The organism is Peribacillus loiseleuriae (assembly GCF_001183985.1).
GTDB lineage: Bacteria > Bacillota > Bacilli > Bacillales > DSM-1321 > Peribacillus > Peribacillus loiseleuriae.
In genome coordinates this window covers 1,349,668-1,373,051 of record NZ_LFZW01000001.1, presented here as the reverse complement: position 1 = coordinate 1,373,051, position 23,384 = coordinate 1,349,668, and the positions used below count along the sequence as shown (strand labels likewise).

Annotated in this window: 22 protein-coding genes, 1 pseudogene and 1 riboswitch; of the genes and pseudogenes, 4 read left to right on the top strand and 19 right to left on the bottom strand. The window is 37.3% G+C overall.

The genetic code is table 11. The features are described from left to right. Positions 1–266: 266 nt before the first annotated feature. The 8 genes and pseudogenes from AC625_RS25500 to AC625_RS06150 form a co-directional block, all read right to left on the bottom strand. A complete protein-coding gene (locus AC625_RS25500; protein WP_180320067.1) occupies positions 267–443 on the bottom strand; it encodes a YezD family protein in 177 nt (58 codons plus the stop codon). A gap of 84 nt (positions 444–527) precedes the next feature. Beyond that, a riboswitch (SAM riboswitch) is annotated at positions 528–628 on the bottom strand. A gap of 146 nt (positions 629–774) precedes the next feature. Continuing rightward, positions 775–1,548 carry an amino acid ABC transporter ATP-binding protein gene (locus AC625_RS06180; protein WP_049680490.1) on the bottom strand — a complete coding sequence of 258 codons (774 nt, stop codon included), beginning with the start codon at positions 1,546–1,548 and terminating at the stop codon, positions 775–777. Next, on the bottom strand, positions 1,545–2,255 hold the full coding sequence (locus AC625_RS06175; protein WP_049680489.1) for an amino acid ABC transporter permease: 711 nt from the start codon (positions 2,253–2,255) through the stop codon (positions 1,545–1,547). The genes AC625_RS06180 and AC625_RS06175 overlap by 4 nt, the downstream gene beginning before the upstream one ends. A gap of 17 nt (positions 2,256–2,272) precedes the next feature. Next, positions 2,273–2,968, bottom strand: coding sequence for an amino acid ABC transporter permease (locus AC625_RS06170; protein WP_049680488.1), 696 nt, complete (start codon positions 2,966–2,968; stop codon positions 2,273–2,275). 29 nt (positions 2,969–2,997) lie between these two features. Continuing rightward, entirely contained in the window at positions 2,998–3,813 is an 816-nt protein-coding gene (locus AC625_RS06165; protein ID WP_049680487.1) for a transporter substrate-binding domain-containing protein, read from the bottom strand. Positions 3,814–3,860: 47 nt separating this feature from the next. Further along, positions 3,861–4,391 carry a GNAT family N-acetyltransferase gene (locus AC625_RS06160; protein WP_049680486.1) on the bottom strand — a complete coding sequence of 177 codons (531 nt, stop codon included), beginning with the start codon at positions 4,389–4,391 and terminating at the stop codon, positions 3,861–3,863. 25 nt (positions 4,392–4,416) lie between these two features. After that, a pseudogene (locus AC625_RS06155) lies at positions 4,417–5,722 on the bottom strand (LLM class flavin-dependent oxidoreductase). 48 nt (positions 5,723–5,770) lie between these two features. Beyond that, entirely contained in the window at positions 5,771–6,775 is a 1,005-nt protein-coding gene (locus AC625_RS06150; RefSeq protein ID WP_049680485.1) for an LLM class flavin-dependent oxidoreductase, read from the bottom strand. Positions 6,776–7,246: 471 nt separating this feature from the next. On the opposite strand from AC625_RS06150, the gene AC625_RS06145 reads away from it, so the two are divergent. Continuing rightward, on the top strand, positions 7,247–8,638 hold the full coding sequence (locus AC625_RS06145) for an amino acid permease (RefSeq protein ID WP_049680484.1): 1,392 nt from the start codon (positions 7,247–7,249) through the stop codon (positions 8,636–8,638). A 471-nt stretch (positions 8,639–9,109) separates the two neighbouring features. Here AC625_RS06145 and AC625_RS06140 read toward each other — a convergent pair whose 3' ends face one another. The 7 genes from AC625_RS06140 to AC625_RS06110 form a co-directional block, all read right to left on the bottom strand. Continuing rightward, positions 9,110–10,822 carry an adenine deaminase C-terminal domain-containing protein gene (locus AC625_RS06140; RefSeq protein WP_049680483.1) on the bottom strand — a complete coding sequence of 571 codons (1,713 nt, stop codon included), beginning with the start codon at positions 10,820–10,822 and terminating at the stop codon, positions 9,110–9,112. A 17-nt stretch (positions 10,823–10,839) separates the two neighbouring features. Further along, on the bottom strand, positions 10,840–11,904 hold the full coding sequence (locus tag AC625_RS06135) for an ABC transporter ATP-binding protein (protein ID WP_049680482.1): 1,065 nt from the start codon (positions 11,902–11,904) through the stop codon (positions 10,840–10,842). Between the two features lie 15 nt (positions 11,905–11,919). Continuing rightward, positions 11,920–12,708, bottom strand: a complete 789-nt coding sequence (locus AC625_RS06130; protein ID WP_049680481.1) for an ABC transporter permease — start codon at positions 12,706–12,708, stop codon at positions 11,920–11,922. Between the two features lie 7 nt (positions 12,709–12,715). After that, complete coding sequence (locus AC625_RS06125; RefSeq protein ID WP_049680480.1) at positions 12,716–13,537, bottom strand: ABC transporter permease; 822 nt, start codon at positions 13,535–13,537, stop codon at positions 12,716–12,718. Between the two features lie 23 nt (positions 13,538–13,560). Next, complete coding sequence (locus AC625_RS06120; RefSeq protein ID WP_049680479.1) at positions 13,561–14,487, bottom strand: nucleoside hydrolase; 927 nt, start codon at positions 14,485–14,487, stop codon at positions 13,561–13,563. Positions 14,488–14,505: 18 nt separating this feature from the next. Beyond that, a complete protein-coding gene (locus AC625_RS06115) occupies positions 14,506–15,549 on the bottom strand; it encodes an ABC transporter substrate-binding protein (protein WP_049680478.1) in 1,044 nt (347 codons plus the stop codon). Positions 15,550–15,723: 174 nt separating this feature from the next. Next, on the bottom strand, positions 15,724–16,068 hold the full coding sequence (locus tag AC625_RS06110; protein WP_049683608.1) for a hypothetical protein: 345 nt from the start codon (positions 16,066–16,068) through the stop codon (positions 15,724–15,726). Positions 16,069–16,491: 423 nt separating this feature from the next. Here AC625_RS06110 and AC625_RS28470 point away from each other — a divergent pair, with 423 nt between their 5' ends. Both AC625_RS28470 and AC625_RS27385 read left to right on the top strand, forming a co-directional pair. Continuing rightward, complete coding sequence (locus AC625_RS28470) at positions 16,492–16,677, top strand: DnaA N-terminal domain-containing protein (RefSeq protein WP_049680477.1); 186 nt, start codon at positions 16,492–16,494, stop codon at positions 16,675–16,677. Positions 16,678–16,683: 6 nt separating this feature from the next. Then, on the top strand, positions 16,684–16,884 hold the full coding sequence (locus AC625_RS27385; protein ID WP_218971213.1) for a hypothetical protein: 201 nt from the start codon (positions 16,684–16,686) through the stop codon (positions 16,882–16,884). Between the two features lie 78 nt (positions 16,885–16,962). On the opposite strand, the gene AC625_RS25495 is transcribed toward AC625_RS27385, so the two are convergent. From AC625_RS25495 to AC625_RS06090, 4 genes are all read right to left on the bottom strand, one after another. Beyond that, on the bottom strand, positions 16,963–17,115 hold the full coding sequence (locus AC625_RS25495) for a YpzG family protein (RefSeq protein WP_082190958.1): 153 nt from the start codon (positions 17,113–17,115) through the stop codon (positions 16,963–16,965). 115 nt (positions 17,116–17,230) lie between these two features. Further along, a complete protein-coding gene (locus tag AC625_RS06100) occupies positions 17,231–18,703 on the bottom strand; it encodes a nicotinate phosphoribosyltransferase (RefSeq protein WP_049680476.1) in 1,473 nt (490 codons plus the stop codon). Between the two features lie 342 nt (positions 18,704–19,045). Then, positions 19,046–20,443 carry a penicillin binding protein PBP4B gene (gene pbp4b / locus AC625_RS06095; protein WP_049680475.1) on the bottom strand — a complete coding sequence of 466 codons (1,398 nt, stop codon included), beginning with the start codon at positions 20,441–20,443 and terminating at the stop codon, positions 19,046–19,048. A 396-nt stretch (positions 20,444–20,839) separates the two neighbouring features. After that, positions 20,840–22,759 (bottom strand): heavy metal translocating P-type ATPase, encoded by a 1,920-nt coding sequence (locus AC625_RS06090; protein ID WP_049680474.1) that lies wholly within the window; start codon positions 22,757–22,759, stop codon positions 20,840–20,842. A gap of 328 nt (positions 22,760–23,087) precedes the next feature. Here AC625_RS06090 and AC625_RS06085 point away from each other — a divergent pair, with 328 nt between their 5' ends. Continuing rightward, on the top strand, positions 23,088–23,378 hold the full coding sequence (locus AC625_RS06085) for a phasin family protein (RefSeq protein ID WP_049680473.1): 291 nt from the start codon (positions 23,088–23,090) through the stop codon (positions 23,376–23,378). Positions 23,379–23,384: the final 6 nt, after the last annotated feature.

Below are 23,384 nucleotides of genomic sequence, written 5' to 3'. Positions count from 1 at the left end.
TTTTTACATAAAATCACATCTAAACTAATTTACCTATGCCTTTCTCCATACCTCATAGATTACGACCAATAAAAAAAACATCCATCCTCTGATTAGTTAGTGTCAAGAATTTAATTCTATCGGCCACTAATTGATTTTCAGTTCGCATTTTCCACGCCCCTTTTACGGATTCTATATAGTACTACCAATCTATAATTGCAGTGTTTTTCCGTAATAAGAAAAAAGAGCACCTTCTACAAGATGCTCAATCCGCGTTTATTTCAAATTCAAGCTCTTCCTTGTTCCCTAATTTTTTGGTTTTTCAAGTTGGGAAATCTTTTCTTCTCTGTCACATCAATTTGAGTAATTTCCCCTTCATGAACGGTAATGTTCAAAGAACCAAACTCAAGATTCTTGAGACTGGATATAATATACTTTAATTTTAACTCATCAATGCTTCCCATTCGAATCCCCTCCAAATTTTCGGATATAAAAAAACCCCTTCCTAAAAAATAAGAAGAGGTTAAGCAACAGAACTGTACTTACTCTTCTTATCTATCAAGCATTCGCTCGCTGGAATTGGCACAGTACTACAAAGTCTGCTGCCGAGGTATCTTAGGGCCAGTCCCTCCACCTCTCTTGATAAGAAAACTGATTATTAGTTACATTTAGTGTAAATTCGCAAACAATCTTTGTCAATTATTTTCCCGACTTTCCAAAGGTGTTAAGTGTGAATTATAGTTGTAGTTTTCACCATCTTTTTAATCACCACTTCGACCTCATTTTCTCTGGTAGTTAAATGACGCTTGATAAATTTGATTCAAGAATACCTGCTTCTCGGTTTATTCTCTTAAAGAATCTTTTCGTTCTTTCTTCTTTTGGATAATTAAAAATAACCGTCGGGGTTCCTTCTTCGATAATTTCACCCTGATCCATAAACACAATATAATCTGAGACGTCTTTAGCAAAACTCACTTCATGCGTCACAATAATCATCGTAATTCCTTCATCGGCAATCCGCTTAATTACCTCAAGCACCTCTCCAACAAGTTCTGGATCAAGAGCGGATGTTGGTTCATCAAGTAAAATCACTTCTGGATTTAACGCAAGGGCTCTTGCAATACCAACCCGCTGTTGTTGTCCTCCAGAAAGCTGAACTGGATATGCATTTGCTTTCTCCGTTAACCCAACTTTCGCTAGCACTTCCATTGCCAATTTCCTTGCTGTTTCTTTTGAGCTTTTCTGAACCACAAGCAACCCTTCCATAACATTTTCCATAACTGTTTTATGTTTAAATAAGTTATATTGTTGAAACACCATGGCTGTTTTTTTCCGAAGTGTCAGAATTTCTTTTTTACTTGCTTGTTTACTATTCACCGTAAAGTCATCAACCATTACTTCACCCTCATTAGGTCTTTCTAGAAAGTTGATGCAACGAAGTAACGTTGTCTTTCCAGATCCGCTTGGTCCAAGTATGGAAACAACCTCTCCTTTATTTACTGTAAGATCAATTCCTTTTAACACGAGTTGATTACCGAATGATTTTTGGATATTTCGAAGCTGAATCATGCTACACCTCCTCGATTATAAACCGTCGCTCTTTTTTCCAATAAAGCAGTAACTTTTTCTGAGATAATCGTTAAGCCCCAGTATATCAAAGCCGCTGCTATATAAGCTTCAAGAAATTTCAAGTTATTTGAAGCCACAATATTTGCAGCACCCGTTAATTCTTTTTGCGACACGATAAAAGCTATGGAAGATGTATGCAAAAACCCGATAAAGATATTGCATAAATTAGGAAGCGCAACTGCAATGGCTTGAGGAAATACAATTCGTCTCATCGCTTGAAAATTCGTCATTCCAATTGATTCAGCCGCTTCCAACTGACCTTGGTCAACTGCCAATATACCCGCTCGAATAATTTCTGACATATAAGCGCCGGCTGTTAATGATAGGGCCATTAATACAAATAACAAAATTGGAATCGATGTGGATTGAAAGGCCCACTGAAAGGTGCCAGCCAGTTTGTCAATAAGAAGTGGTAAGCCCAAATAGATCAACATAATATGCATCAATGCCGGCGTCCCTCTTATAAAAGACACATAGAAATTGGCCAAACGGTACAATCCTTTTACTTTTCGAATCCTAATTAACGTAATTCCAATCCCAATTAGAAAACCAATCATTAACGGGACCAGGGTAATAATCATCGTCAATGGGAGTGCTTTGAATATTTCGATTAATGCCGTAAAAATAAATAGAATATCAATTTGCATAATTTCAAATCTCCTAATTATTTTGTATCTACCGCCAAGCTTCCTTCAAACCTTTGTAGCTTTTTCTCTGACAGTGAAAACCCTTTTTCCAAGCATAATACAACACCATAATAGATAATCGACAATGTCATATATACTTCGAGTGCGTGTAGAGAAGAAGCAATGAGCGTATTTCCTCTTCCTACCATATCCATTACACCAATTGTAAAAGCAAGCGAGGTATCTTTTAGTGAGCCTATCACTGAATTTGCGAAGTTTGGAAAAGCCATAGCCAATGCCTGAGGCAAAATAATCCGCACCAGCATTTGTTTTTCATTCATGCCAATTGAATAGGCGGCTTCAGTCTGCCCCCTTTCAACTCCGTTAACGGCTCCGCGGATAATTTCTGCGAATGATGCACCACAGCTTAGCCCATATGTGATCGCTACAAATAGTAAGGGATTTGCACGAGATACATCAATATGAACAAGTGTTAAAAGGGCCGGTAGTCCAAAGTAGATTAAGAAAAGCTGAATTAAGATTGGTGTACCCCTCATAAAGGATATATAAATGAGAGCTAATCGATTGAAGGCTGGAACTTTATAAATACGTATTAAAGCGATTGTCACACCAATTATTAGTCCAATTGCTACTGCAGCAACTAATATCAACAAAGTAATATGAAGGTACGAAATTAATTTTGGAAAGAAATCAATGATAAGGGTTATGTCCATCTATACATCCTGTACCTTTCATGAGAATGTTATTGATCGGTGTAATCCGCTCCAAGCCATTTTGTGCTTAATTCCTTTAATGTTCCATCAGCTTTGATCTCTTTTAGCGCTCTATCGATTGCTTCTTTCAAATCTGATTCATCTTTTCGTAACATGAAGTAAACTTTTGAATTCGAAAGCACATCTCCGACCACTTTTTGCTCGGCATCTGCCTGTTCATTTTGAAAATCAACCGCAAATGGAGTACTAATTGTAGCATCCGCCCTACCATTTTTAATTTGTGTGATTGTATCAGTACTCCCACTTCCACTGTAGACGATTTCAATTTCATTGCCATGTTCTTTGTTATATTTATCAAGCAATACCGCTGAGTTGCTCGTAGCACCTACAATCACTTTCTTGCCCTTTAAATCTTTAATGGACTTAATGGATGGATTATCTCTGTGTACGACTACTTGAAGAGGAAAAACATTATATGGCTCATCATTAAATAAGAATTTTTGCTGTCTTTCTTCATTTACTTCCATTTGATGAGCGATAAAATCAATTTTATTCGTTTCTAGGCTTAATAATAAAGAGGAAAATTCCATCGTCTTGAATTCAAATTCATACTCTGGAAGACGTTTATCGATTTCTTTGACAAGTTCTACATCATATCCTGTCAGCTTACCATCATCATCTATGAAGCAAATGTTAGGAAACTGTGTACCTGTTCCAACGATTATTTTTTTCACCTTTGGATCAGAATTTTTTGCTGTGCTCTCAGATTGAACACTGTTTGAACCACAACCTGCCATTAGAACAACCAGTAGCGCTCCTAATAAAACCAATAATCGTTTTTTCATCTCCCAATCCCCTTCTCCTTAGACCATTCTTTAGTAAACTCTTTAGATTAATTCGCTGCTCGAACATCTTCTTGTTTTTCCGTTTGATTATCTTTGTACTCAGGTAGCAAGTTTTTCTTCATGAATACACCAATTTGTCCGTCACCATGATTGGTTTCGAAAATTCGTTTATACCCTCTTCGTTCATACATCGAAACAAGCCATGGATGTTTCGGTGATGTCCCCAGTCCAACCGCCGGCTGATTCAGCTGGTCACGAATAACCACTTCCTCTACCCAGTCCAAGATTTTCTTCCCGTAGCCAAATCCTTTATAATCAGGATCAACAGCAAACCACCAAACACAGGTTAAATCAGAAACTTCAGCAAATGTCCTAACCGTAACGGTAGCTATGATGATTCCATCCTTTTCTAATACGTAGCAAGAAAAGTCCGTGATGTTTTGTTTAACTAACTCAATATTTGCTGTTGCCGCAGGCCACTTTATATCCAGCTCTCGAATCGGTTCGTACGCTCTCAAAGTTACATACAATAATCTTTCTGCATCATCTAAAGTTGCTAAACGAATAACTTCCGTCATATGATTCATCCTTCCTGATTATCCATTATTTATTTGTTACTTCGTCCCTCTCATATCGATTCCGAGGTATTTTCAATCCTAAATTTCCTCTTAACGTATCACTTTCATATTCAGTTCTGAACAAGCCACGTTTCTGTAGAATCGGTAGGACATGATCGACAAAATCAGTCAATCCGTCAGGTAAAACAGGACCTCCTATCATAAAGCCATCCGCCGCACCCGCTTCAAACCATGTTTGAATTAGATCTGCAATTTTTTCTGGTGTTCCGATAAAGTTTGTTTTTGGAGAAGTAACGCGCAAAGCAACTTCTCTTACTGTTAAATGTTCTTGTTTCGCCATTTCTTTAATTCGGTCTGTTGTGCTTTGAAAACTATTCTTACCGATATCCCCAAGCTCTGGGAACGGCTCGTCTAGCGGGTATTGCCTAAAATCAAAATGATCGAAATACCGTTCTAAATAATTAAGCGCATCGTCTATTGAAACAAGATTAGCAATTTCCAAATATTTTTGATAAGCTTCTTCATCTGTTTTCCCAATGATTGGCGAGATGCCTGGGAAAATTAATATATCATTAGGTGAGCGTCCGTTCGCTATGGCTCTTGCTTTCACGTCTCGATAAAACTCAATCGCTTGCTCAATGGATTCGTGTGCAGTAAATACGGCATCAGCCTCTTTCGCAGCTAATTCTTTACCGGGTTCAGATGATCCAGCCTGAAAAATAACAGGCTGCCCTTGCTTGGATCGAGAAATGTTTAATGGACCTTCAACGGAAAAATATTTCCCTGTATGATGTAATCGATGCATTTTACCTGGCTCGAAGAACATCCCTGTTTCTCTATTACGAATAAATGCATCATCTTCCCAAGAATTCCAAAGCCCTTTTGTCACTTCAATAAATTCAGTAGCAATTAAATAACGTTCCCCATGTTCTGGGTGCTCGCCTTTTCCATAATTAAGGGCTGAACCTTCTAATGGAGAAGTTACTGCATTCCAGCCCGCTCGGCCATCGCTTAATTTATCTAAAGAAGCAAACTGACGGGCCACTGTAAATGGCTCACTATAGGAAGTGGAAAGTGTTCCGACCAAACCTATTTTCGAACTGACCGCAGCTAGCGCAGATAGTATTGTCAGCGGTTCAAATCGATTTAGAAAATGTGGCAGAGACTTTTCATGAATGTATAATCCATCTGCGACAAAGGCCAAATCCAACTTAGCTGCCTCTGCCTTTTCAATTAGTTGGTTATAAAAGTTGAAATTCACACTTGCATCGATAGTTGCATTGGGATGTCTCCACGAAGCCATATGCCCCCCCCCCCGCTCCATGGAGCATAACACCTAATTTAAGCTGTCTTTTTTTTAGTCAATGAACATACCTCCTTTAGTTTTGAACCGTACTATCAAAAAATGCTTCTTTTAGCAATACAAATGATTCTAGTCTTTTTTCAAAATTGGCAACTGGTGTTACAATCATTATTTCGTCTGGATTATAAATCTCCTGAATGTCAAGAAGCCTCTTACGAATTGTTTCCTTCGATCCATACAGGATATTGGCTTCTTTGACACTAATTGTACACTCCTCATTTGATTGTTGAGCAAATTGCTCTGCATGTTCACGACTAGTAAACGTCAACGATTTCCCGCTTGCAAAATGAATCTTCACTACTTCCATCGACTTCACAAGAGATTGTGCAATCTCATCCGTTTCGGCTACTATAACGGATAAGGCAAGAATAAAAGTTGGTTGAAAGTCTTCTTTCCAATAAGTTCGATACTCTGTAATGGCTTCTTTTAATAAAGAATCCCCACTATTAAAGAAATGTGCAAATACATAAGATAGATTAGATTCAGCCGCTAGTCTTGCACTAGAACCGCTTGCTCCCAATAAAAATAAATCTGCCGGCTTTTTAACTGCTGGAACTGCTCTTAATTCAGTTAGCTCATTATCCTCTCGCAGATCATTTCGTATGAATCGATGTAAACCTTGAAGTTTTTCTTCAAAACTGAGAGCTGAGCCTCCCTGTTGTAATGCTTTCGTTGAATTAGGTAGCCCACCTGGACCTTTCCCAACACCTAAATCTACTCTTCCAGGTGCTAAGGCCGCTAAAACATTAAATGTTTCGGCTACTTTATAAGGGCTGTAATGCTGAAGCATCACTCCTCCTGATCCAATTCGAATGGTATTAGTCCTTGCTAGTAAATAGGAAACTAAGACCTCTGGTGCTGAGCCTGCCACCGAATCAGAATTATGGTGTTCTGATACCCAGAACCGATAATATCCAAGCTGCTCTGCCTTTTGAGCTAGCTTCACTGTATCGCGTAGTGCAACCTCTCCCCCACCGTCTTCAATTGGGCTTTGATCCAAAATACTTAATTTTACATTCAATTTATGATCCTCCTTCTAAAAAAAACGAAAAGGCACCCTCTATTCATTAAACTGGATAGAGGGTGCCTTTAGTTGTCTAATCGGCGCCTTTTGTCAAAATATATAATTCGCATCGATAAACTTGGTTTTAATATTAATACCTAATATAATTCATGATTATTTCCTTGTCAATATAAAATTAATAATTTTCCGAATAAATTAATTTATTTCCTTTATCGTTTTATCACTTTACCAAACTAAATTATTGGACTATAATTTTGATATAGAACGATATTAGAAAACAAGTTAACTATACGTATTTTCTGCGGAAAAGCGATAGGCCTTGCAAAACCAGCTTCGCACCGCCACCTTCATATAGGTGATACAAATTGAGTACCTGATCCTTTTACATCGTTTTAGTTAGGTGTAGAGGCTCATGGATGGTTTTTACTATAACGTCTAGATATAAATACAACAGAGAGGTTGTTTGATATGATTCAAAAAAAATGGGGACTATTTATATTAACAGCATTTGTGATTGGAAATATGGTGGGTGGCGGAATCTTCATGCTTCCTGCAAACTTGGCGCAAGTATCAAGCGCACTAGGGGCAACTCTCGCTTGGGGAATCACTGGAATTGGGGTGTTAATGATTGCTCTTGTGTTCGGGAATTTAGCTATCAGGAAGCCTGATCTTAAGGCCGGGCCACAAAGTTATGCACAAGCGATTTTCTCTTCCCCCGATAAAGGAAGAGTTGCCGGTTATAGTATGGCTTGGGGATATTGGGCGGCAAACTGGGCGGCAACGGCTTCTGTCATCATTGCATTTGCAGGTTACTTGTCTACCTTTTTTCCTGTTCTACAAAGCACGAAAGTCATCTATTCCATCGACAGCTTTAGCCTTGAACTTGGCAAAACCTTAACGTTTGCAGTGTGTTCATTAGCACTCTGGGGAATTCATACGATAACAGTCAGTAGCTATAACGGAGCAGGTAAAATAAATTTTATTGCTACACTTACAAAAGTTCTTGGATTTGCTTTTTTCATCTTTATCACCCTCTTCATCTTTGATTCAAGCAACCTATCAAGCGGTGGAGGATTCCAAGATTCAGAAGGTAAGGTTCTTTCGTTAGGAAGTCAAATTAATTCAGCAGCCATCTCCACTCTATGGGCTTTCATTGGCGTTGAAGCTGCTGTTATGCTTTCAAATCGAGCAAAATCACAAAGAGACGTAAAGAAAGCGACGATTCTAGGACTCCTTATTGCGGTAGCCATTTATATAGGAATCACCCTTTTAACAATGGGTGCACTTCCACAATCCGCATTGCGTGAATCTTCCCGTCCCCTTGTCGATGCTCTATCAGGAGCAATTGGGAATGAAGGTGTCTATGTAATGGCAGCACTAGCCATCATTTCCCTTCTAGGTTCTACGATTGGATGGGTCATGGTCAGTTCTGAGGTACCTTACCAAGCAGCCAAAGTTGATTTGTTTCCAGCATTCTTTGCTAAAACAAATAAAAAAGGAAGTCCTGTTCGATCATTAACTGTCACAAATCTATTGACTCAGTTGTTCTTATTTTCAACGATTTCAGGTACCATTACAGAAGCATATGGTTTCGCGATGGTTGTCGCAACACTTGCTTATTTAATTCCTTATCTTGTTTCAGCCATCTATCAATTGAAGCTAGTCATTACTGGGGAAACTTATGATATCATCAAAGGCTCAAGAGTTCGCGATGGAATAATCACTGTCTTTGCCTTAGTTTATTCGATCTGGGTGATTAAAACAGGAACAGCGAATATGTTCACTTTTATGTTAGGTATTGGCTTGTTCGTCGTAGGCTTGTTGCTCTATCCATTTGTGATGAAAAAGCGTACGTTTTAAGTGTGTGGTTGCCCTTTTTGGGTCAACCACTTTTTTTAATGCATAAATAATTGAAGCTGAAGCCAAAAATCTTATTTTCACATCTTACGGTTATTTTTTAAAATTGTCATAAATGCGGTTGGCTTGTAAAAATATGAACAGATGATCCGATGAGTTTTTGGTTAAATTTTACTCCAGCGCGTAAATTTCATTTCCAGCTCGTAAAAAATTTAGTTAGAGGATTCAGCTTAAATTCAACGTATATATTCCCACGGTTACCCACATTATTTCACCTATTTTCCATTAATGATCCGGCCTGGGGGAATATTCCGTAGTTTATTAAATGATTCTGTTAAAACATTGGCCCATCTTGCATTGATCAGTCAATTGTCACATTATATCAGCCATTTCCCCCGGCTATCGACTGTATGCCGTATACCTCCATAGTAAAAAAATCCAACGCTATTTATCAGCTGTTGGATTTTTTATTAGTTATGCCTTAACAACAAGCGGTACAAATTTCCCTTCATTGACTGAAATTAAACCACGATCTGTTATTTTTAATGCCGGGCTTACAGGTAGTGATAAGGTGCTTATAGACATGATGACATTATAATGCTTATAACCTAATGATTTCAAAGTACGCGTCAGATGATCCACCTGCTCGGCAACAATTTCTAAGGGCTCTTCTGAAAGAATTCCTCCGACAGGAAGCGGTACTCTTGATAATACTTCGCCATTCTCGACACAGCAAATACCACCTTGACTACGGATTACTTCATTCGCAGCAAGTACCATATCTTCTACGTTATGACCGATAACTAATAAATTATGATTATCATGAGAATAGGTTGTAGCTATTGCCCCTCGCTTAATGATGTCTCCACTAATTAATCCATGTGCTCGGTTTCCATTTTTCCCATATCGCTCAAATGTTGCAATTAAACCATACTTACTTTCCTGCCAATTAAGCGTACCATTTGAAACAGACAGGGTATCGTGAATCTCTTTTGTAAAAGTAGAGCCGTCATTCACTTCAATGATACGACAAGGATAGTTACCATCTTCCACTTCCACTGATACATCAAAATCTTTCGCAGTTAATTCCTTCAGCACGATACTACGATAAAAGCTTTCCGGGAAGCTTTTGCCACCTACCGCTTGCTTATAAGGATTTTGCTGATGGTAAACTTGTTCTCCAGCTTTATAAACCTCTTCTATGTTAAACGATTCAAGATCTGAAACTAGTAAAAAGTCAGCAATTTTTCCTGCTGCAATGATTCCGCGATCATGCATCTGCATTCTTTTCGCTGGCGTATACGTACAGGCATATATAGCTTTCTCAGGAGACATGCCCATTTGAATGGCCTTCTTTAGTAAATGATTCAATTGACCATACTTCTGAAAATAATCCGGCATCACATCATCGGTCACAAAGCAAAAATGCTCATCCACCGCTTCATTCGTTAAGAATGACATGATTTCTTCGGTCATGGATTTCTCTTGAATTTCTAAAAACATCCCATTAGCGATACGTTGTTGCATTCCTTCAATGGTTTGGTGTGTATGATCTGAATTGACACCCGCAAATATCATTTGCTGCAATTCCAAATCAAGTAGTTTAGGGACATGGCCTTCGATAATTAAGTCAGGATAATTTGTTTTGATATGATTCAAAATCTGATTCGTTTTACATGTTGGGTCAGTAACCACATCATAAAAATTCATGATTTCACCTAAACACTTCATTTCACCCGTTTGCAACAATTCATCGATATCTTCAATTTCGATACTTCCACCTGTTGTCTCCATCGTTGTCGCTGGCACTGAACTTGGAATTGCATAGAACATATCTGCTACACAGTCACGGCTTGCTTTCATCATTTCCTTCACACCAGAAACGCCAAATACATTCGCCATTTCATGCGGTTCTGGCACAATCGTGGTCACGCCATTTTTGATGATTCCATATGAAAAAGTAGCTGGTGTAACCATCGTACTTTCGATGTGTAAATGAATATCAATTAAACCGGGAATCATATATTTCTCTTTGGCATCCAACACTTTGTCAGCAGAAAAAAAAGCTTGGTCACGTTCGCCAACATAATAGAAATTCCCATCGATAATCGCTACATTACTTTTCGTGAATTTCTTTAAAAAGCTATTAAAAACATTGGCATTTCTAATCAGCATATCTATTTTCAATCTATTCACCTCCTGTTTTACTTAACAAGTACCATTTTGTTTGCCGGAAATTCGAGAATGATTTCATCACCGACTTGATAAGGTACAAGCATTTCTTGATTTACTGTAAAATCTCCAATTGGCGTTTCTATGATATATTGATAACTTCTTCCTAAAAACGTTCGTATCTTCACTTTTCCCGGCAGTTCATTTCCCCCTGGATTCACAAGTTCTTGAAACGGTCGAATCACTAAATTGTCAGGACGAATCGCACCAATTTTCCTGTCAGATTCTGTATTGGCTTGATTTTTTTGAACAATAAAAGTAAATCCTGATTTCGAAAGTTCAATTTCATTTTCATGAATGGTTCGGTTTTCAAACTCAATAAAGTTTTTAAAGCCAATAAAATCTGCGACAAATTTCGTCTTCGGATAATTATAGATCGTAGCGGGGTCACTTAATTGCTCAATAATTCCTTTATTCATAATTGCCACTTGATCTGAGATCGCGAAGCACTCCTCTTGATCATGAGATACGTAAACTGTTGTGATCCCAAGCTCCTGCTGAATACGGCGAATTTCAATCCGCATATTTTCACGAAGATTGGCGTCAAGATTACTAAGTGGCTCATCGAAAAGTAATAAATCTGGTTCAATGACAAGTGCTCTTGCGATCGCAACACGCTGTCTCTGACCACCTGAAAGTTCTTTTGGATATCGTTTTTCAAACCCTCTAAGATTAACGATTTCTAACACACTTGCCACTCGTTTTTCTATTTCACTTTTGGAAGCCTTTCTAAGCCGAAGTCCGAAAGCTACATTATCAAAAATCGTTAAATGAGGAAATAGTGCATAGTTTTGAAATACGAAGCCAAAATTTCTTTTGTTAACCGGGACCTTTGTATAATCCTTGCCTTTATATAAGAACTTGCCATTATTTGATTCAAGAAAGCCTGCAATTAATCGAAGGGTTGTCGTTTTTCCACAGCCACTTGGACCAAGCAGAGAAACAAACTTCCCTTCTTCAATTTCTAAATTAAAATCCTGCAATATATTTTGTTTGTTGTATGCAACTGATATGTTTTCTAATGTGAATAAAGCCATTACTTGTTGCCTCCGTTATCGTTTAGTGAAATATGATAAGCCCATTAACCGCTCAACTATGAACATAAAGAACGCCGTAATAATCATCAGCATTACTGAAATGGCTGCAATTGTAGGATCAAAGTACGTTTCAACATATGTTAGCATTTGTATTGGAAAGGTGCTGACACCTGGTCCAGTCATGAATACGGAAATATCAACATTATTGAATGATTCTAAAAATGCAATCATAACGGCTGCGATGATTCCTGACTTGATATTAGGCAGAACAACCTGAAAGAATGTTCCAATCTTGCTTGCCCCCAAGCTATGTGCTGCTTCTTCAATAGAGAAATCGAAGGTTGACAAACTTGAAGATATTACGCGGATAACAAATGGAAGCATAATAATTGTATGACCGATAAACAAGCCTGTATAAATTGGGAAATGATAGGTTGTAACAATATAACGCAAAAACGTAAAACCTAAAACGATACCTGGAATCAAAATCGGTGAAATAAACACGGCATTCAAGACAGATTTTCCTTTAAAGTCGAATCTGGATAAAGCATAAGCCGCTGGAATTCCTAATATCAATGCCAACAGATTTCCTGCTAATGAGACAATGATGGATGTCTTGAAAGATGTCAAAAACATGTTTACTTTAAAAATATTTTCATACCATTTAAACGAAAACGTCTCAATAGGAAATTTCAGAACACTTCCGCCTTCAAAAGATGTAACGGAAATGATGAGCAAAGGCCCTAGTAAAAAAACAAATACAAGGAACGTAAATACAGCCAATCCCCGATTTTTTTGCTTCATATTAACCTTACCCCTTTGGATTTATTTTATATGCAATTTGGTTCATGATTATAGTCACCAGTAACGTGATGACAATCATGATTGTGGCAACGATTGCTGCTGTATGCCAGTCATTTAATGTTGTTGCATTTTGATAGAGAAATGTGGAAATTACCCGTTGTTTCCCTCCCAATAAAGCTGGAGTTGTATAGGCCGTAAAGCTGCCGACAAAAACGAGAATACTTCCGATGACAAGTCCTGGCATGGACAGTGGCAGAACGACTTTCGTAAAAACACCTAGTCTAGATGCGCCTAAGCTTTCTGCTGCCGTTAACAAATCCTCATCCATATTTTCCAAAACACCGATTAACGTAATAATAATTAATGGCAAGAATAAATGAACGAGGCCAATAATGATCGCTGTAGGGGTGTACAAAATATTTAACGGTTCTTCTATAAGTCCTATACTAAGTAAAAGCTTGTTGAGTACACCATTCTTCCCAATAATAATCATCCAGCTGAATGAGCGGACAACTGAGCTAGTAAGAAGTGGGAAGATGGAGAGTAATAATAGGAGTACCTTGGTTCTTGTCCCAACCTTAGAAATATAGTAAGCAACTGGAAAGCCTAATAAAATACAGATAAACGTTGTTACAAGACTAACTCTAAGCGTTGTTAGTAAAATACCGATGAAATACTTATCTTGAAAGTAGTGCAGATAACCTTCAAAGCTAAAGCTGCCTTCATTAAAAAATGTTGATCCAATCGTTAACAAAATCGGAATCACCATAAAGATTGTTAAAAATAATGCTCCTGGCAATAACAACAGGTAAATCGTACGGTTTCTCATTTTATCCTCCCAGTTTGCACACTTTAAGAATTTATGACCTCATGAAATAGTGCAATAAAAGCTTTTTCATCTACATCTAAACAAACATCAAGATTAGCTGTTCTCCCTAAACGATTTTGGAAATCACAGACCGTTTGTCCGTCACATAATTCACTGCTCGTTTCTACATCTACATAATATTTCTTTTTTGTCACAATATTTGCGTCTATGGCAACGGCAACGGCAAGTGGATCATGCATCACAGCACCATGAATTCGATAACGCTCAAAATATCTTTGTCGATAATCCGTCGTGCTTTCTTTTATATAGGAAGCAAGAAGCGGATTATGAATGGCATCCATATGCTCTTCGGTTAAGAGCACTTTTCTAGTCACATCTAAACCGACTAAAGTTAAGGAAGGAAAACCAGCATGAAAGACGATTTTGGCCGCTTCCGGATCAGTAAACATATTATACTCAGCTGTTGGTGTGACATTGCCTACGTCTTTCACTACACCACCCATAAAGATTACTTCTTTCACAAACTTCGTAATCTCAGGACACTTCTTTACTGCAAGTGCTAAATTTGTAAGAGGCGCAGTCATAACAAGGGTTACCTCACCTGGAAAACTCAATATCGAATTAATAATGAAATCAGGACCAAACCCTTCATCGGGTTGTTTCTTAGGAACCATATCCTTTAATGCTCCACCGATTCCATCTTCACCATGTATTCGATGTTCAAAATAAGGGGTTCTGACTAATGGAGAAGAAGCCCCCATAATCACAGGGACATCCACTCCTACTAATTCAACAATCTTACATGTATTAATCGTTGCAGCTTCTAAAGATACATTTCCATTCACAGTCGTAATACCAAGCACATCCATTTGCTTGCTCTTTAAAGCAAGCAATATTCCAATGGCATCGTCTACTCCTGTATCAACATCAAGAATGACTTTTTTAGTCATAGTAAGCACCTCTACTTCTTATTGAGCTAATTCTTTATTCCAACGATCAATCCAATTTTTTGAGTTTTTATTCACGATTTTCATATCAAGGATGTTCAAGCCATTAATAACATCTTCACCATACGTAAGTCCTTTAGCTTCCTCTTCTGTTAATTGAACTTTCGTATTAACTGGGGAATCAATTTTTGCTTTTGCTGATTTCTCTTGAACTTCTTTACTTAAAATGTAGTTAATAAATTCCTCTGCTAGTTCTTTTTGATCGCTGTCTTTTACAATATTCACTGTATTCATGACCGCATATCCGCCTTCTTTAGGTGAAACAAATTTAGCATTTGGAACAGCTTCCTGTAATTGTGCAAAGTACATTTCCATGATCGGTCCACCTGCGATTTCACCTTGTGCAAACATGTTTACGAATTCAGAAGTTTGTCCATATTCCTTAAGCACATTTGGCATAAGCTCTTTTAATTTTGTAAAAGCAGCATCTTCATTAAATTTTGTATTTCCACTTACTTTCGAAGCAGCATCTAAAAACATCGGTCCAGTTGTCGATGTAATTCCAGGGATCGTTATCACTCCACCTAGATCTTTATTCCATAAATCAGCCCATGAAGTAATTGGTTTTTTTACCTCGTCAGGATTATACGCAATTCCGAATTGAGCAATTGTATAAGCAGGTCCATATTCTTTACCTAATGGAGCTTTTGCCATTTCATAGATATTTTCGACATTAGGAATGACGCTATGATCAATTTTTTCGAACAAACCGTCCTGAATTCCTTGCTCAGCATAATAGTCAGATAAATAAATGACATCGACATCTGAATTTCCTTGGCGGACTTTATTTAAACGATCCGCATTATTCCCAGAGTCCAAAACAATTTCAACATTATGTTCTTTCTCAAAGGGTTTATACACTTCTTCTCGAAAGAAATCTTCCGAAAATCCCCAAGTAGAAATAACTAATTTTTCTTTTTTCGCAGATGAATCGGATGAAGAACAAGCACTTAATGTTAAAGCCAATGCAGATACTAAAGATAGACTTTTAATAATTTTCATCATAATAAAAACTCCCATCATTTTGTTAGTATTTAAAGCAAGAAAAAAACAATCTTAAATAGAATAATGTTATTCTACCCAAGATTGTCTTGTCTTTGTAAACAAAGAGATCAATAATCATTTGGTTTATTATTGTGGCGTTTCGTCCAGATAAATCCGGTTGAAAATCCAATATTATTATGTTTCTCGTAAAACAATATTTGTAAAGGACTTTTGGGTGGCTGCATCATAATCTCTCAAAACAGCCTCAATATCCCAATCCGTTCTTTCTTCTAATTTCTGCCTTAATTTCTTCTTATAGAGTAAAGATAAATGAAAGTCGACTTCTTGCTTTAGGCTAGGTACTTCTCCCTCCAGCACAATCGATCGTGGTGCTCTACGATGCTTAGCCTGCAGTGTAAGCACATTTGCTTCAATTGATACCTTCATGGAAAGCGTGCCAATTCCAAATAAATCCTTTGAAACTTCATTATAAGCATGAGAAATTAATTTCTTTGTTTCATTATTGTTGCTTGGGAAAATATTGATCACCCCTGCATTACTTTGTTATTGATGATTATACATACTATTAACCCCTTTTTCAATATAATGTTCGTATTTTTTATCATTTTTTTTATATTTATATTATTTTTCTATATTTCCCCTGTCAAATACGAATAAATAGTCATTTTTTTCAAAATTCTGGATTGACAAGTCCTATTGTTGTTAAATATCTATTTTTAAAATTATTTTAATATAACTTAATTTAATTACTATTTAACCCTTCCCTACCTTTAAACTGTCCGCCCTTAGCGCTAAGCCCATAAAGTAGGGCAGTGAAATTCCCTCATTTTCACATTCATTTAGGATCATTATGTAAATTAACTGATTTTTTCATTACAATAGAATGATTTTCAAACCTCATTTTAGATAACAGCTTTAAAGGATGATATAACTCAAGAAGAAATGTATCAATTTTGGAGTCATGTGCTCGAATTGATTCAAAATAAGGTATCTAAACCTTCTTTTGAATCATGGCTTGTTCAAACAAGTTGTAAAATTACAGATGGAAAACTTTATATTCTTACTCAAAATGCGTTTGCAAGAGATTGGCTAGAAGAACGCTACGCCTCTTTAATTCTTGAATGTTGATCTGAAGTGACTCAGGAGAAATACGAACTTGTTTTTGTGATAAAAGACCAAGAATCCGTATCTTCAATTTCTTTTACAACGGAATCCACCACTCAGCTGCCTAAACGAAAAGCATTCAATGACGAGATTAGACATTTGCTAATGGAACAGAAAAAAACAAACCAATTACTAGAGGAACTATTGACGATTTTGAAGACATATGGATAGCTTATATAAGGCGAAATGCCGCGCTCCAAAAGAAAGAAGACCATTCGCAGGTCTTCTTTCCCGTACTTCAGAATTCCTTTACCATCTGTGAGCCTTTGCATTAGTTCTTAAGATAAAGGTGTTTTGTGTCATTTCGGTATGTCCATTAACTTGAGACTTTGAACGCTTAGGTCTTGTCCAATTATGGTGAAACTGTTTCGAATGGGCATCCAGCTGATCTTTATAACTCATTCCGAATCACCTCATCATTAGTATAGGTTATCCTGAAGCTGTGTGATATTACGAGAATATCTTTTAAAGTATGTGTCACTTTCCATGAATCCATACAAAGTTCTTACCATTTATTTTATTTATCATTAAATCCCTCACTCACTTTTGCTTTCACTTCTTCAATGCAGCGCATCTTTGTATCCCAGCATTTTTGACTTAAATCAACTGGATATTTCTCTGGATGGAGGGAACGCTTATACTCAGACCATAATTCATCTAAATTTCTCTCCAGCTTTTTTTGAATATCTTGTAGTTCTGGAAGTTCATATACCATTTCCCCATTCACAATAACTGGAATTTGCAGTTCTCTCGCTTCGAAGCAGGTAATAAATTTACTAATGTAGGTGTGAACGGGATCAAACATTTTAAGACGTTCTTCTGCTCCGGGATTTTCATCATCCATTGCGATGTATTCCCCTTCTGCTTTCCCATTCATTGTATTGATGATTCGATATACCCTTTTTAAGCCTGGTGTTGTAACTTTCTCAGGATTTGCAGATATTTTTATTGTATTAGTCAACTCTCCTGATTCGTTTTCGATTGCGACAAGTTTATAAACAGCACCTAAAGCTGGCTGTTCGTATGCCGTGATTAATTTAGTTCCAATTCCCCATGTATCAATCCTTGCACCTTGTGCTTTTAAGTTCATGATTGTATATTCATCTAAATCACTCGAAGCTGTAATTTTCGCCTTAGTGAACCCAGCAACATCCAGCATTCTTCTCGCTTCCTTCGATAAATAAGCAAGATCGCCACTATCTAATCGAATACCTTTAAAGTTTATTTTGTCTCCAAGCTCCTTAGCTACTCGAATCGCGTTTGGTACTCCAGATTTAAGCGTGTCGTACGTATCAACAAGAAAAACACAGTCTAAATGACTTTCCGCATATTTATGAAAGGCAATATATTCATCTTTATAGGCTTGAACCATCGCATGTGCATGCGTGCCAGCCACTGGAATTCCAAACATTTTACCTGCTCTTACATTACTCGTTGCATCAAATCCACCAATAAAAGCTGCGCGTGCACCCCAGATTGCTGCGTCCATTTCCTGCGCTCGACGAGAACCGAATTCCAAAGCCTGTTCATCACCAATCACTTGTTTGATTCTTGATGCTTTTGTCGCAATCAACGTTTGGTAATTAACAATGTTTAGCAATGCTGTTTCCACAAGCTGCGCTTCAGCTAAAGTTGCTTCTATACGAATGAGCGGTTCATTAGCGAAAACTAATTCCCCTTCTTCCATTGATTTTACCGTGCCAGTAAATTTCAATTTTTCTAAATAGGAGAGAAACTCTTCTGGGTAGCTCATTTCACTACGTAAATACTCAATATCACTCGAAGTAAATGCGAATTTTTGTAAATAAGAGAGCGCCTTTTCCAACCCAGCAAAAACAGCGTAGCCATTTCCGAATGGCATTTTCCGAAAAAATAATTCAAACACCGCTTTTCGATTATGAATCTGATCCTGCCAATACGTTTGGATCATATTAATCTGATATAAATCCGTATGTAATGCTAAACCATCATCATCATAGTGTTTTTTCATCTTATCGACCCTCCACCTTTTTAGTTCCTTACCATTATTGTTGGCGTCTTCTTACATATTCAATACACGATTATGGATGTCCTTCAAAAAATACAGTTTATAAAGCTGCATACCTTCCTTTGTTATATGTCGAAAAACAAAGGAATTAAGGCGGAAATCATTTTTGTATGCCGGAGCCAAATGCATGCCCGAAATTCATGAAACTCTCTTCCTTTATTCAGACGAGACAATCCTTTTCATACAAATTTTATAAAAGCCCCATAAGCTTTATCATGCGTTCGGGTGAAGACCATTCGATTTCAAGGCAAGATCAGGATGTTTGGTATCCCATGAAAATAGAAGTTATTGTAACGCTTCATAAACCTTGCTTATAACACTGCCATACGTACTAATGCTGAACATGTCCCCATAAAACCAATTTGAATTGACAAGATGATCAATAACTGCCGAATGCTTCTTGTTAGTTAAAAGAGCAATCGCTAGATGATTTTCCCGATCAATGACAGTTATCGTACCAGTCCACCCTGTATGGCCAATTACCTTATCACCTGCGTACTCACTGAACATCCAGTTCATGCTTTCATCCCCATTAAGCCTCCACCCAAGACCGAATGTCGGATTCAGCTCACTTGGTGTTGTAAATACGTCAATCGTTTCTTTATCGAATAGTTTTGTGTTTCCGTATCCTCCATCATTCAACATAACCTGAAGAAGTACTGCAAGATCGTGTGTATTACTGAACAATCCTGCATGTCCCGAAATTCCGCCCATTGAATAGTATGCATTTTCATCATGTACCTCTCCTTGTAGAGTATACGTTCTCATATTAGGAAACATTAGATATCCATCACGGGTATTACCGTTTAGCTCAGTCGCTGCAAAATCTTGTTCTTTGAAGCCTTTTTTTAATGGCGTAAAGACTGTGTGTTTCAATCCAAGCGGCTTATATATATTGTTTTCCACATACTGATCTAGTTGCTGGCCTGTTACTCTTTCAATAATAAAACCTAGGAGCATATAATCAATGTCACTATATATTTGAGCTGTACCAGGTATATAGTGTAAAGGTGTTTTAATTATTTTATCCAACATCGCTTTACGGTCTTGTGAATATAATTCACCTGCCTTTTCAGGGTTATAGTAATGAACGCTCGAAGGAAAACCTGCAATATGATGGAGCAAATCGACAATTAGCAACGTATCCTTTTCTTTTATCACATCATTCGGCAAATCATTAAACTCAGGGATATAATGCTGGATAGGATGGTTTAGATTGATTTTCCCTTCACTGACTAGTTTTTGAAGTGCATAGTTAACAGCGTACATTTTCGTATTAGAAGCCACGTCGAACATCGTATCCCTTTTCATCTTTTGTGGCTGCTTAAGAAAAGTACTTCCACTATATTTCTTTGCGTATCCATACGATGTGTTTTTCACAATTTTTCCATTTTTAATGACAATAAGCGCTGCTCCAGGAAAGCCATTCCTAATTTCATTTTCGATAAACAAATCAATTTCAGACAGTTTTTTGGTAGAAAACCCAACATCCTCAAGTTTTTTTATTGAAGTGAGTGTGGGATATTTACTTTTATTCTGAAACTGATTATCGTAGGTGGATTTTGTGTTATCGGCGTTTTCCTGATAAATGGTTGATGAAAAAGCTGGCGTAACCCTTAACACGAACAGAAGAACCAATAGTACTAGTCCTTTTTTATACATGGTATTTTTCATCTTCTTCATTCCCACTTCCAAATGCAGAATAGCTTTTAAAAAAGCCGTTTAGTAATACCTTCAGAACTCACTAAAAAATAAGTGGATTTTACATCTTAGCGAACACCTAACGATATTAATAAGTTACATATCATTATTCATACCGTCAGATAACTTGATCTATTGTACTTTATCAAGATAGCCTGTGTTTTACTTATCGTTTTTATTTATCCAATTTTGAGAAAAAAGCTCAAACTCCTTGATCCTCCAAGACAAGCATCAGATGAGCAGCATATGTGAAATGTAGTTTTTCTCCATAATTCTTGTCTGGCTTTTGACCTAAAGAAGTTAGATTGCTTTCGCTGGGTACGGGAAGATAAAATAAAAAGCACCAAACGAATATACTCGTTTGGTGCTGCAATATGATTAATTCTTCAGCAATCGTAAACTATTTAATATAACTAAAATCGTACTTCCTTCGTGACCGATAACACCAAACGGAAGATCAAGAAACTGCATGAAGTTAGAAGCAATTAATATCGTAATCACAGTAATGGAAAAAATCACATTCTGCTTAATGATTCGGTTCATTTTTTTTGATAATTTGACAGCTTCAGCAATCCTCGGAAGATCATTTTTCATCAGAACAACGTCTGCTGTTTCTAAAGCGACATCCGTTCCCTCTCCCATTGCAATCCCGACTGATGCTGTAGCAAGTGCTGGTGCATCATTAATTCCGTCACCAACCATCGCAACTGTACCAAATTGCTCTTTCAACCGTTTCACTTCATCTACTTTCGTTTCAGGTAGACATTCAGCAATATAGGCATCCACATGGCTTTCTGATGCAATCGCCTTTGCCGTTTTCTCTCCGTCTCCTGTAAGCATAATCGTATAAATTCCTTCTTGTTTGAGTGCTTCGATCGCAGTAATTGTTTCTGTTCGGACAACATCTTTAAGTGTCATAATCCCGGCAATTCCTTTGTCGTCTCTTGCAAAAACGATGGTTTTCCCTTGTTCAGCAAGTACTTGTGCAATGCCATTTTCAAATTGTCCCGCTTCCTCATGACCAACAAATTCCGCTCTACCTACTTTCCATTGCACGCCGCCAAGATAAGCTTGCACGCCATATCCAGAGATATCTTCCATGTCCTCCGGCTTCATTAATTCTGTAGAGATCCTGTCTTTTGTATAACGAACAATTGCGGATGCTAACGGATGATTGGAATAATTTTCAATGGAAGCTACATGTTGTAGAAAGTCCTCTTCTGTCATATCATCACGGAGTACAAGATCCGTAACTTCAGGTTTACCTTTTGTTAAAGTACCTGTTTTATCAAGAGCAATCGCTTGTAAGTTACCTAAATTCTCTAAATGGACACCGCCTTTGAACAGGATGCCATGACGTGCACCATTTGAAATAGCCGATAATGTAGCTGGCATGATCGATGCAACTAGTGCACACGGGGACGCAACTACTAATAGTATCATCGCCCGATAAAATGTCTCCGTCCAACTCCACCCTAGCAAGAAATGGGGAGCAAACATCATCAATCCTACAACGGATAAAACCACTTTCACATAGGTGCCTTCAAATCGCTCAATAAATAGTTGTGAAGGTGATTTTTCACTTTGTGCTGATTGTACAAGTGTAATAATTTTTTGAAAAAGGGTTTCACTACTTGGCTTTGTAATTTCAACAGTTATCGTCCCACGAAGATTAACCGTCCCTGCAAAAACCTCATCATGTACGGTTTTACTAACAGGAAAGGATTCCCCCGTTATCGCAGCTTCATCCAAATTCGTCTTCCCATCATTAATTTTCCCATCTGACGGCACTCGTTCACCTGGCTTGATTAAGATTAGATCACCGACACGAAGCTGTGATACAGCTACTTTCATTTCAATTCCATCTGTAACTCTTAGTGCTTCTTCTGGCTGTAAATCCATTAATGCAGATATTTCTTTATGGCTTTTATTCATTGTATAAGTTTCCAAGGCACCGCTTAATGCAAAGATAAAAATTAAGATCGCACCTTCTGTCCAATAGCCAATGATTGCAGAACCAATCGCAGCAAGAATCATTAACATTTCTACATTCAATTCTTTATCGGCAATGGTGTCTTCAATGCCTTCCTTTGCCTTCGCATACCCACCAATAACAAAAGCTGCTAAATAAATACCTACTGAAGCAGCTGGCATGCCAATAGACGACAAAATCCAACCAAATAATATAAGAACCCCGCTAAATAAAGCAGCAATTAATTCAATATGTGGTATTACTTTATCAAACCATGAAGATTGGTATTGCGCAGGTTTTTGTAAGTGTTTCGTTTCGGCAAGCATCTTTTTTTCCTCCTCTTAATTTCGTAATTCTCAATGATACCAATTCTCATTTAGTTGATATCCAATTGAGAAAGATAATCAGCATCATTTGTCATATAATTTATCAAAATTGTTAGTTTTTCCTCAAAATCAGTGTAATTTCGTATTTTTTTATGAATATCATTAGGATTATTTATATAATATCACATTCTTTCAGAAAAATAAACAATAATAATTCTAATTTAAGACGGATTATAAAAAACTCATAATTGTTATTCTTTTCCTTTAAGTGATCCATGTTGTATGATGTAGAAAATAATACTTTTTTCAAATATCGGAGGGATCTATTATGAAAAATCTACTTAATCAATTCATCTCATTAGGTGTAGGTGCAGCCGTTTTTAGCAAAGAACAAATTGAAAAATCAGTCGAGGAGCTTGTTAAAAAAGGGGAAATTAGTAAAGGGGAATCGGGCGAACTTATTGAACGCCTAATTGAAAAAGGTTCGAAACTGCGTGAAGAAATGGATTCGATCATCGCTTCAAAAGTTAGTCAAACGCTAGATCAACTTAATCTAGTTTCTAAGGATGAATTGAGAAAATTAGAACGTAGAATTGAAGAATTGGAACGAAGAGAGTGATTGTTT